General features: G+C 61.8%; 11 protein-coding genes. All 11 read left to right on the forward strand.

Annotation, left to right across the window (positions count from 1 at the left end; genetic code table 11):
- The first annotated feature begins 266 nt into the window (after positions 1-266).
- A complete protein-coding gene (locus ABIB73_RS24160) occupies positions 267-455 on the forward strand; it encodes a hypothetical protein (protein WP_354228032.1) in 189 nt (62 codons plus the stop codon).
- Between the two features lie 54 nt (positions 456-509).
- Positions 510-1,238 (forward strand): sulfite exporter TauE/SafE family protein, encoded by a 729-nt coding sequence (locus ABIB73_RS24165; RefSeq protein WP_354228034.1) that lies wholly within the window; start codon positions 510-512, stop codon positions 1,236-1,238.
- A 139-nt stretch (positions 1,239-1,377) separates the two neighbouring features.
- On the forward strand, positions 1,378-2,028 hold the full coding sequence (locus ABIB73_RS24170) for a response regulator (protein ID WP_354228035.1): 651 nt from the start codon (positions 1,378-1,380) through the stop codon (positions 2,026-2,028).
- 365 nt (positions 2,029-2,393) lie between these two features.
- Positions 2,394-2,582 carry a hypothetical protein gene (locus ABIB73_RS24175; RefSeq protein ID WP_354228037.1) on the forward strand — a complete coding sequence of 63 codons (189 nt, stop codon included), beginning with the start codon at positions 2,394-2,396 and terminating at the stop codon, positions 2,580-2,582.
- Positions 2,583-3,050: 468 nt separating this feature from the next.
- Positions 3,051-4,319, forward strand: a complete 1,269-nt coding sequence (locus ABIB73_RS24180; protein WP_354228039.1) for an NHLP bacteriocin system secretion protein — start codon at positions 3,051-3,053, stop codon at positions 4,317-4,319.
- 12 nt (positions 4,320-4,331) lie between these two features.
- Entirely contained in the window at positions 4,332-6,548 is a 2,217-nt protein-coding gene (locus ABIB73_RS24185) for an NHLP family bacteriocin export ABC transporter peptidase/permease/ATPase subunit (RefSeq protein WP_354228041.1), read from the forward strand.
- Positions 6,545-9,451 carry an NHLP bacteriocin export ABC transporter permease/ATPase subunit gene (locus tag ABIB73_RS24190; RefSeq protein WP_354228043.1) on the forward strand — a complete coding sequence of 969 codons (2,907 nt, stop codon included), beginning with the start codon at positions 6,545-6,547 and terminating at the stop codon, positions 9,449-9,451. Before ABIB73_RS24185 ends, ABIB73_RS24190 begins: the two co-directional genes overlap by 4 nt.
- Positions 9,452-9,546: 95 nt before the next feature.
- Positions 9,547-10,110 (forward strand): cyclic nucleotide-binding domain-containing protein, encoded by a 564-nt coding sequence (locus tag ABIB73_RS24195; protein WP_354228044.1) that lies wholly within the window; start codon positions 9,547-9,549, stop codon positions 10,108-10,110.
- A 259-nt stretch (positions 10,111-10,369) separates the two neighbouring features.
- Positions 10,370-10,543 (forward strand): hypothetical protein, encoded by a 174-nt coding sequence (locus ABIB73_RS24200; RefSeq protein ID WP_354228046.1) that lies wholly within the window; start codon positions 10,370-10,372, stop codon positions 10,541-10,543.
- 45 nt (positions 10,544-10,588) lie between these two features.
- The gene (locus ABIB73_RS24205) at positions 10,589-10,738 is read left to right on the forward strand and encodes a hypothetical protein (protein ID WP_354228048.1); all 150 of its coding nucleotides are present in this window, start codon (positions 10,589-10,591) and stop codon (positions 10,736-10,738) included.
- Positions 10,739-10,868: 130 nt separating this feature from the next.
- On the forward strand, positions 10,869-11,057 hold the full coding sequence (locus ABIB73_RS24210; RefSeq protein ID WP_354228050.1) for a hypothetical protein: 189 nt from the start codon (positions 10,869-10,871) through the stop codon (positions 11,055-11,057).
- Positions 11,058-11,420 lie beyond the last annotated feature (363 nt).

Below are 11,420 nucleotides of genomic sequence, written 5' to 3' on the forward strand. Positions count from 1 at the left end.
GTTCTATGGGTTGTTGTTTCACAAGGTGTTCCAGTCGATCGCGGTATCGTTCGTACCATCGTTTGACAGCAGAACTTCAACCAGGAGTGATTCGTTTGTCGCCTCCGAGGGGTCTTCTCGAACGGAAGGCTCGTCTGTGTGCCTCCTTCAAGCGCTGCACTGTTCGCGACGGCTGCAGGCAGAGCGCACCCTTCGACAGTATCGTGACCTGATCGACAACAGGTGGCACCAGTTTGACTCTCGGTCAGATGCTGGAGGACGTGCCAATGTCGCTCACTGAAAAGTCGTCCGAACGCAAACTTCGGATTTCGGCACCGGGCGAGAGTAGGCTGCTGGCAACGATCGCCATCTGCTTTGTCATTGTGCACATCCTTGCGGCCACGATGTTGATTTCCGCCCGCCAGAGCGACGCCGGGGCAGCACCCGAGCCGCCCGGACTGTCGTCCGGGGACTAATCGCCAAGCCGTTATTCCAGATTCCAGGATCTTATCCACCGGGAGGGGTCGCTCATGGGCGACATTGCGTCGTTCTGCCTGCTCAGTATCGCCGTGTTTTGCGGTGCCTTCGTCTCGGGCCTCGCGGGCTTTGCCTTTTCGGCGGTGGCCGGCGCGATTCTCCTTCACGTTCTCCCACCACTGGAGGCGATCCCGCTGATGATGGCCTGCAGCATCACCGTGCAGGCCACGAATCTTTGGGCGTTGAGAAAAAGTATCCGCTGGAAGCAGAGCTCGGTATTGGTCCTCGGCGGATTGCTTGGCGTTCCGATCGCCGTCTGGTTGCTGCAAGCTGCAGACGCGCGGATATTCAGAGAGAGCTTTGGTCTCGCCATCGCCTGTTATGCAGCCTATACGCTATTCCGGCCAGTGCTTTCTCGTCGCCTGCAGATGAATGTGGGACGCAATGCATTAATCGGCTTCGGCGGCGGCTTTGTCGGCGGGTTGACGGCAATGCCGGGTGCAATACCGACCATATGGTGTGACATCCACGGCGTGCCAAAAACCGAGCAGCGCGGGCTGGTGCAGCCTTTCATTGCTGCGATGCAGATTTTCGCGCTCGCGCTGATGCTGTTCCAAAATGATCTGTCCTCGAAGGTCCTGGTTGAGTTCGTCGCCAGTATTCCGGCACTGCTTGCCGGCGCGGCGCTAGGGATTTTCGCTTTCCGCTGTGTCAATGAAGCGTCGTTCCGGCGGATCATCCTCGCCATGTTGCTGTTTTCTGGATTGCTGCTGGTCTTGTAGTTACGCCACTCGCGCCTCTGGTTACAATCGCGGCTATTCGAGCACGTACGGGCTGTGAATCGACCAGGCTCAGCGTCCATTCGCCGCCAGTTCGGCAACAAGGCAGCGCAGGACAATCACCGCAAAATTGGGCGACCACATGAGGACGATCATTGCAGACGATCACGCCATCATGCGGGAAGGTCTGAAACAGCTTCTGTCGACCGTAGACGAGCTTACTGTCAGTGGAGAAGCGGCGGACGCTGAAGCTGTCCATCGGCTGCTGAACGAAAGCTCCACCGATCTTCTCATACTCGATCTCGGCATGCCGGGTGTGAGTGGATTTCAGTTCATAGCTCAGCTGAGAATCGCATGGCCGGAGCTGCGAGTTCTGGTCCTCACCGCCAATGTCGAGCCACGTTCGGTTCGGGCAGCTTTTTCCGCGGGCGCGAATGGCTATTTGACCAAGAGCGGCGATCCATCCGAACTCATCGCTGCGATCGATGCCATCAGAAGTGGCAACGCCTATGTGGCCGAGGAGGTTCGCTTTGCAGTGAACCAGCATAACGGCCCGAACGAAACTCCGGAGGCCACGGCTGCGATCATATCTCCGGTCACGCTGACGAGGCGTGAGCGGCAAATCCTCGGAATGATCCCTGATGGCGTCACCCACCGCGACATCGCCAGCCGTCTTGGCATTAGCCCGCTGACGGCCCGGAAACATCGCGAGAATCTTATGCGCAAGCTCGATCTGCACAGCGGTGCCGAATTGACGGCCTACGCGATTCGTCTCGGTCTTCCAGCGGGCTAGCCGCTGCGGCTGCGTTTTCCTGCGTGTCAGGCCTGTTGTGGGGAATGCTCGGCTGGGTGGGGGGCCAGCGAGGGATCGGACGCTGGGCCTTGGCCTCGGCGGCGCGGGGCATTTCGATATTTGCCTCCTGACCGACGACGAAATACGACATCTGCCGTATCGCCCAGCGACGGAGATAGAGATATGAAGCTTAATGGGGCGAATTTCGTCTCGAACATTCGCGTGAGTGGATGGCAAATATTGTGCAGAAGGTGAAGCGACGAAACGGTATTCCGTAGCACTCGAAATATTCTGGAAAAGAGATGAGCGCAAAGTTCGTTCGAACGTCGGTATGACGCTTGGCATTGATGAAATTGGAGATTGAAATGACCAATACGCAGGCTGCTAATTCAAATGCGGAAGCCGAACCTCGCGATCCGAAGGACGTAGCTGAGAACAAAATCTCGTCGGCGTCTGCCAAGGACGCACTCGGTGACAAAGCTCTGGACGATGTGTCAGGCGGCGGTTGGCCGTACGCAACGTTGCACTCTGCTCAGGTCTCTCCAACGATCTGATCTTGGGATGACGGCGGGATCGGTTTGGATATTGTCGAGCCCTTACGATGACCGATGGTCCCGCGCGCGGGGCGTCGGTCATTTCGTCTTTGGCGCGCCATTCTGCCGCCGCTCCGAACCAAACTGCGAACCCGACGTCGCCGACTTAACCGACGGCTCTTTTGCGGCGGCCGCATTTGACCGCCTCGAGACAACCATGCCTGCCAATCAGGCATTGTGCTTCGCAGGACGCGGCGGGCTGCGCCAAAGCGAGCGGACGATGTCTGAAGGCTGTTCTCGCAACCAGATATGAGCGAACTCGGCGTGGCTGCGTGAATGCCAGGCCTCGAGTACAATGAAGGTTTGGGTTTCAAGGCGTGGCAGTCAGAACTTCGCCCGCGCTGGCAGGCAATCTCTGCTTGTAAAAACGAAAGCATTCCGACCAAATCGAGCGCAGTCGAGGACGGCTTGGGCGTTGGCGGGGACTGTATGAAGCGCGGGACGGAACGAATCTTTCGGGAAGCGGCCATCGAGCGGCTCTCGAATCCCGAACAGCTCGACCATGTCGTCGGCGTCACGCGCCCGTTCGATTGGATGGCCGCGGCCGCGCTGGCGCTGGGACTGGTCGTGCTGGTTGCCTGGAGCGTGCTCGGCCGCATTCCAACCCGCGTGTCTGGCGACGGCATTTTGCTAAGCAGTGGCGGCCGCCTGGTCGATGCCGTATCCGCGGTCAGCGGCAAATTGGCCTCGCTCGACGTCGGCATCGGCGATGCGGTCCGCCACGATCAGGTGATCGCCCATATCGTCCAGACCGAGACCGAGCAGCGGCTTCAGCAGGCGAGGGACGTCCTGCGCGAGCGCGAGCGCGAGCATGCAGAACTCGCCGGGGCGATCTCGCGGGAGATTGATGCCAAGCTCGCCAACTATGCGGCTCAGGAAGCAGGTCTGGGCAACGTAATCTCGGTCGCCGAGCAGCGCACTGCCTATCTCACGGACGAGGTGGCCAAGCTCGAGCCTGCCGCAGCGGGCGGATTTGTGACGCGCAAATATCTCGAGGACCGCCGCGTCGAACTCAACAATGCGCGGGAGCGCATCACCGACGCCAGGAACGACATTCTCAAGCTCAACGCGCAGCGGCTGGATCTGCAAAGCCAGCGTGAGCGCGATCGCATGCTGTCGGAATTCAAGGTCAATGATTCCAGGCGGGCGGTTGAGCAGCTTGCGGCCGAGCTGGAACGAGGATCGCAAATTCTCAGTCCCGCTGACGGGCGTGTCGTCGAACTCAAGGTGTCCAGTGGCGCGGTGCTTGCCATCGGTGCGCCGGTGATCGAAATCGAGATCGCGGGGCAGGTCCTGGAGGCAACCATCTACATGCCGCCGGACCGCGGCAAGAATATCAGGCCGGGCATGGAGGTTCGTATCGAGCCGGCCACGATCAAGCGGGAGGAATACGGTGCGATTGTTGGCAAAGTGGTGGCGGTTTCGGATTTCCCGGTAACGCCCCAGGGCATGCTCGCGGACCTGCACAACGATGCATTGGTCAAGCGCTTCTCCGGGGACGGCGCGCCTTATGCGGCCAGGGTGGCCCTGGAGCGCGATCCGTCAACCTTCAGCTTGTATCGCTGGACCTCGGGCAAGGGGCCGCCGATCCTGCTCTCGAGCGGCACGTTGACCCGCGCCGAGGTCACGACGCGCGAGCAGCGGCCGATCGATCTGGTGATCCCGCTGACGAAGCGGCTGACCGGAATTGGCGGTTAGGATCGCCAGCGCATGACCGCGTCATCGCACCAAACCGACGACCAGCCGGGTTTCCTCGATCGCCTCGGGGACCGGATCAGGCGCATGCGGCGGCGTTGGGTCACTCCTACGGTGTTTCAGATGGAAGCGCTGGAATGCGGCGCGGCCTCGCTCGCGATGGTCCTGGCCTATCACGGTCTCTGGGTGCCGCTGGAAAAGCTGCGCGAAGCATGCGGCGTGTCCCGGGACGGCAGCAAGGCCAGCAACGTGCTGAAGGCCGCGCGGCAATTCGGACTGACGGCAAAGGGGTTCAGGAAGGAGCCGGCAACGCTGCGTGAGCTGCCGATGCCCTCGATCATCCACTGGAACTTCAACCATTTCGTGGTGCTCGAAAGGCTGGATGCGGATTGCGCCTATATCAACGACCCCTCGGTCGGGCGTCGCAAGGTCGGCCATGATGAGTTTGATGCGTCCTTCACCGGCGTCGTCCTGGCGATGGAGCCAGGACCTGAATTCAAGCCGGGCGGGCGCGAGCCGGATTTCTTTCCGCTGCTAAGGCGGCGACTGTCGAGTTCGTTGGGGGCGGTGCTGCTGCTGGTCGCGCTCAGCATGGCGCTCGTGGTGCCCACCATTCTGGTTCCGGCATTCGCAAAAATCTTTGTCGATGACGTGCTGATCAAGCATGTCGAGGGCTGGTTCACGCCCTTGCTGATCGGCATGGCGATGACGGCCTTGGCGCGGGCGCTGATGACGGCGTTTCAACAGTCGCTGCTCCTGCGCATCCAGACCAAGCTGACGGTGACGATGGTCAGCCAGTTGCTATGGCACGTCCTGACCCTCCCGATGGAGTTCTTCACGCAGCGGCACTCAGGCGACCTCGCCAACCGGATAGCCGCCAGCGAACAGATTGCGCAATTGCTTTCGAACGGGGTGGCTGCCAACGCCCTGAACCTGATCTCGGTCGTCTTCATCGCCGTCACGATGGCGTTCTACGATGGTCTCCTGGCCGCGATCAGCATCGCCATGGCCCTCCTCAATGTCCTCGTCCTCAGGCTGGTCGCGCGCCAGCGCGAGGATCTCAACCGCAAGCTGACCATCGAACGTGCCAAGCTGAATGGAAGCACCATCGAGATCATCCGCACGATCGAGACGATCAAGGCCGGCGGCCTGGAAGACGACGCCTTCGCGCGCTGGGCGGGGTTTCAGGCCAAGGTCCTGAACGCCGAGCGTGATCTCGGCGTCTACTCCACCTTCCTCGATACCTGCCCGACCTTCCTGACCGGATTGACCATCGCGATCGTGTTGGGTGTGGGTGGCTTGCGGATCGTCGATGGCGCATTGACCATCGGTGGCCTTGTCGCCTTGCAGGCGCTGCTCGCCAGCCTGGTCGAGCCGATCAACGCGCTCGTGCAGCAGACCACGGCCTTCCTGGCCATCAAGGGCAATTTGTTCCGGATCGAAGACGTCTTCAACTATCCCGCCCGTCCCCTGGTGCCGATTGAGCGTGCGCCCGCCCGCATGCCCGCAAAACTGTCGGGCCGGGTCGAGTTGAAGGACATTTCATTCGGTTATTCGACGCTCGAGCCGCCGCTGATCGAGGATTTCTCGCTGGTCGTCGAGCCCGGCCGCCGGGTGGCCCTGGTCGGCGCGTCGGGCAGCGGCAAATCCACCGTTGGACGGCTGGTCAGCGGCCTCTACCGTCCGTGGTCCGGCGACATCCGCATCGACGGCTGGTCGATGACCGATATTCCCCAGGAGATATTCACCAACTCGGTCGCCTATATCGATCAGGAAATCCTGCTGTTCGAAGGGACGGCTCGCGACAATCTCACGCTCTGGGACGATACCGTGCCCGAAGCCAGCCTGTCGCGTGCGCTCAAGGATGCGCTGATCCATGAAGATGTCGCTGTCCGCGCCGGCAACTATGATTGCCACGTGGCCGAGGACGGCAGGAATTTCAGCGGCGGCCAGCGCCAGCGGCTCGAGATCGCGCGAGCGCTGGCGAGCTATCCTTCCGTGGTCGTCCTCGACGAAGCCACCTCGGCGCTGGATCCGATCGTCGAGAAGGCGATCGACGACAATCTCCGGCGCAGGGGATGCACCTGCATCATCGTCGCCCACCGGCTCAGCACGATACGCGACTGTGACGAGATCCTCGTGATGAGCCGCGGGCAGGTCGTGCAGCGGGGGACGCATCAGGAACTGCTCGCCGAGGGTGGTGAGTATGTCCAGTTGGTGTCGAGCGAATGAGCAGCGCGTACAGGCCTCCTCCCCTCGAAACGCCGCCCTGGCGCGAAGGCGCGGCGTCGAGCCCGGTCGCGTTCGAGAGCCATCGACCCTTGCCGATCAACGATGTCGATCTCGTGCTGCAAATCGTGCGCGGCTATGTCGACCTGTTTGCGGTCAGACAGAGTGCCGGCGGCGAGCCGAGCCGTCGGCATCATTTGTTTCGGGTCGAGCAAGGCGCTGTCGTTTTCGGCCTGCCCGGCATCAGCGATGGAAACGGGAATGCGGTGGCCGTGATTGCGGTCGGCGGTCTCGAGACCGAGATCGTGATTGATCATCGTGGCCGTTTTGCAGATCGGGACGCGATCGATGCATGGACCGCGCTTGTGTCGGGAATCATCGCAGCCCCTCCTCAAGGAGCGGTCGTGCAGCAGGCTGCGATCGGCTCGCGATACGCACTGGCATCCGGCGACATTCTCCGGCTGTCCGGCCGGCGGATCGGCTGGATCGGGATTGAGCATGGGACCATCGGCGTGATGGAGATGCCGCAGCCCCATGGCTCCGGAGAGTCTCCCTCGCCGATGCCGCCGGGGACGTGGATCGTCGCCCGCGAGGATGCGACCCTGGAGGTTCGGAGCAGCGCGGCATTTCCGCTTGCCGAGATCTGGGCCGCCCTCGATCGGTTCCACCCGCGCGTCATGGAGAGCCTGTGCCGCAGGATTGATCAGGACACCCTTGCGGAGGCCGACCGCCTGCGCCTGCGCTCTGGTCTCAACCGGCAGCGCAGGACCAGCATTGTCAGCCGTCTTGCCGGCATCATCACGGCCGGGTCCGAAGCATCGCAGTCCGGCGCGGTCGGTGCCAGCGGTCTGCTCGCCGCCTGTCGGGAGGTTGGAGCATCCATGGGCATTTCGCTCCAGGCTCCGGCCAATATGGCGCGCGACAATGATGATCTTGCGCGCGCGGTGAGGATCGCAGAGGCGTCGCGAGTGCGAGCGCGGCGCCTGTTGCTGCGAGCGGACTGGCGGACCAACAGTGCCGGTCCGTTCGTCGCGTTCCTTGGGCAGGACCGGCGGGCCGTCGCGATCCTTCCCAAGGCAGGCGGCCGCCACATCATCGTCGACCCCGGCGCCGGTACGCGCCGTGAATTGACGCGGGCAATCGCCGCCGAACTGGTCCCCGAGGCGGTGATGTTCTATCGCCCGCTGCCGTCGCGGGCTCTGACGGTTCGCGATCTCCTGAAGTTCGGCGCCGCGACGGTCCGGGGCGATTTCCTGCGGATCATGCTGGCGGCCCTGTGCCTCGGCCTTCTCGCGCTGGCGACGCCTTTGGTGACGAAGCTGCTGATCGATTCAGTGCTCCCGCGCGCGGAAGTCGACCAGCTCCTGATCTGCGCCATCGCGCTCATCGTCGTGACGCTGGTGGCCGGCGGATTTCAGATGATGCAGGGCATCGCCATGCTCCGGCTCGAGGGCCGGCTGGACTTTGTATTGCAGGCGGCAATTGTCGACCGCCTGCTGCGAATGCCGGCCGCTTTTTTCCGCGACTTCTCCGTTGGCGACCTCGCGGACCGCACGCTTGGTGTCGAGGCCGTCCGCACGATTGTCACCGGCCGCGCCATTCGCGGATTTCTGGCGCTTGTGTCCTGCGCTTTCAGTTTTGCCGTGATGCTGTACCTCGACATCAGGCTGGGCCTGTTGGCCACAGCGCTGGCCGTGCTGCGCGTCGCAATGGTGGTCGCGATCAGTCTGGTCCGGCTGTCGGAGGAGCGCGAGAGCCTTTATCTTCAGGGATGGCTGGAGGGGCTGGTTCTACAGCTCCTCACCGGCGTCGGGAAACTGCGGATTGCGAACGCGACCATGCAGGCGCTCTCGATCTGGGTCGAGCGCTTTTCCCGGCAGAAGCGCCATTTCATCGCGTCGCAGCGTGCGGGAAACCTCCAGAAGAGCCTCGATGCGGCGTTCCCTGCATTGGCGACGCTGCTCGTCTTTGCCCTGGCCCAGACGACATCAGGCGCGAGGCCGGTGCACGAGCTTGGTACGTTCCTGGCATTCTATGCGGCGTTCGGACTGTCGCTCGCCGCGGTCGGCGAGTGGACGCTGGCGATCGGAGAACTCCTGGTCGCAATCCCGAGGATCGAGCGGATCAAGCCGATCATCTCGGAACCGACCGAAATCAGCGACGAGCGGAAGTCGGTTGGCGAGATCAGCGGCTCGATCGAGTTTGCCAACGTGTCGTTCCGCTATGGCGACAGCGGGCCGCTGATCCTCGACGATGTCAGCCTCAGTGTCGGGACAGGCGAATACCTCGCCATTGTCGGCCCGTCGGGGAGCGGCAAGTCGACACTCTTCCGATTGCTTCTCGGCTTCGAGAAGCCGGAATCCGGCGTGATCTTTGTCGATGGCAAGTCGCTCGAGACGATCGACGTCGGCTTGTTGCGCCGCGACGTCGGTGTCGTGCTGCAGAACTCCAGGCTCGCCTCCGGCAGCGTCTATGAAAACATCTGCGGCGCAGCCCGTCTGTCGATTGACCAGGCCTGGGAGATCGCACGGCTGGCGGGATTCGACCGTGACCTCGAGGCCATGCCCATGGGCATGCAGACACTCGTTGCGGAGGGCGTCAACACGCTTTCGGGGGGGCAGCGCCAGCGATTGCTGATCGCGCGGGCGCTGGCGCATCGGCCGCGGCTCCTGCTGATGGATGAGGCCACCAGTGCGCTCGACAACCGGTCTCAGGCCGTCGTCAGCGATTCAATATCAAGGCTCAATTTGACGCGTATTGTCATCGCGCACCGGCTCAGCACCGTTCGGTCGGCGGACCGGATTGTCGTGCTGGGCGGCGGCAAGATCGTGCAGACCGGCAGCTTTGCCGAGTTGATGGCGCAGCCGGGCCTGTTTGGGGAATTCGCGGAACGTCAACTGATCTGAAGCATGATCCGGAAAAGTGCGCCGCGGTTTTCCGAATAGATCATGCTCAAACAAGGAGCTAAAGCGCGATGAGGCGCTTTAGGGGGGTCACCGTTATGCGCAAGGTCCTCTTCATATTCGGCGTGCTGAATGACTCCGACATCGACTGGATGGCCCGTACCGGCTCCCGCCGCGGCATCAGGCGACAGGACGTCCTGATCGATGAAGGCGTGCCGATCTCGTCGATCGTCCTGCTGTTGCAAGGACGAATGGGCGTGAGCGTGTCCGGCATCGGCGAGATCGCCCAGCTCGAGGCGGGCGACTTCGTTGGTGAGATGTCGCTGGTCGATTCAGCGCCGCCCTCGGCAACGGTGGCTGCGAAGCTCGATTCGGTTGCCCTGTTCCTGGACAAGCAGGTCCTCTCGCGCAAGCTAGCGGGAGATCACGCCTTTGCCAGCCGCTTTTATCGCGCTCTCGCCATCCTGCTATCGGACCGCCTGCGTGCCACAGAGCGCAGGATGGCCTATGGCGAGCAGGAAAGTGGCCTCGGTGACGAGACGACGCGTTTGAAGGACGAGCTTGATCCTGCGGTGCTCGACCAGGTCTCGATCGCGGGGGAGAGATTTGACCGTCTGCTCAAGCTTGTAGAGGAGGTCGCGATGAGAGGCGCCAAATCCTGAGATCGAAGACAGGACCTTTCGAAAGGGAGGCCCTTCGAAGGGGGGCCTTTCGACACTTCCCCGTGACCGACGACGAAATACGGCATCTGCCGTATCGCTCGCAAGTCAATCCGGCGGTACCTTTCACCTGAGGCGCACGAGACAAAGGGCGACGCCGGGAAGGCGTTTTTCCTAAGCCCTTCAATATTCAGGAAATGACGTCCTCGCTGCGCCACAACTTAGGGCTTAGAAGATCATCATTTGAATTGGAGATTGAGCAATGACCAATAGGCAGGACACGAATTCGAAGCCGGAAGTCGAATCTCTCGATAGCCGCAAGGATGCCGCTCAGAACAAGGCATCCCAAATCTCGACCTCTGAAAAGGATGCACTCAGCGACAACTCGCTGGACGATGTGTCCGGCGGTCGCGTGCCTCCGACCCACGGGTTCTGACGTCCGTGTCGTGGGCTTGGCCTTGATGAGAGCTGGAGATTGAATATGACCGATCAGCAGGACACGAATTCCACAGCGGACGCGGTACCCGGCGAGAGCCTCAAGGACAGCGCCCGGACCGCAGCATCCCAAGTCACGCCGGCGGCTGATGCACTCAGCGACAGCTCGCTGGACAAAGTGTCAGGCGGCGTTTAGCCGTTCAATAATCTCGCGAGTGCCAGCTATGCCAGCGCAGGCCCGGGGGGCTAACCGGGAAAGCACCTGAGCCGACGACTGCTTGAAGCAATCGCGACTAACAATCAGCATTGATGAAGGTGGATTGAATATGAGCAACACGCAGGGCGTCAATTCAGAAGGTGAAACCGAACCTCGCCACCTGAAGGACGTCGCCGAGACCAAGATGTCGTCAACGTCCGACAAGGATGGCCTCGGTGACAGCGCCCTGGACGAAGTGTCGGGCGGCGCCTGGCCGAGCACCACGACTAAAACCGGTATCGTCCCTCCGACCATCTGATCTTGGGCTGACGGCGCGATCGGCTCGGATATTGCCAAGGCTTTACGATGACCGATGGTCCGGCGGACCATCGGTCATTTCATTTTTTGCATTGTGGGCATTCGTCCCCGAGCTGAACGGGTCACCAGCGACCTGATAGAATTCGCCCGGACTAGAGAACGCCAGTGCTGCCTTTCGTACGACGGTCTCGCCGAATCTGCGAAGGTGAGAGCATCTGGTCTGGCAGAAGAAGCTCGTGAAGCGAGCGAAGGCTGGTGGGCCCGGCAGGACTCGAACCTGCAACCAGACCGTTATGAGCGGCCAGATTCACCAGGCCTTGTCGGGTCTCAATGTTCGGTCCTCATAGGTGAGGGACCACTTCGA

It is taken from the genome of Bradyrhizobium sp. F1.4.3 (genome assembly GCF_040548375.1).
Lineage (GTDB): Bacteria > Pseudomonadota > Alphaproteobacteria > Rhizobiales > Xanthobacteraceae > Bradyrhizobium.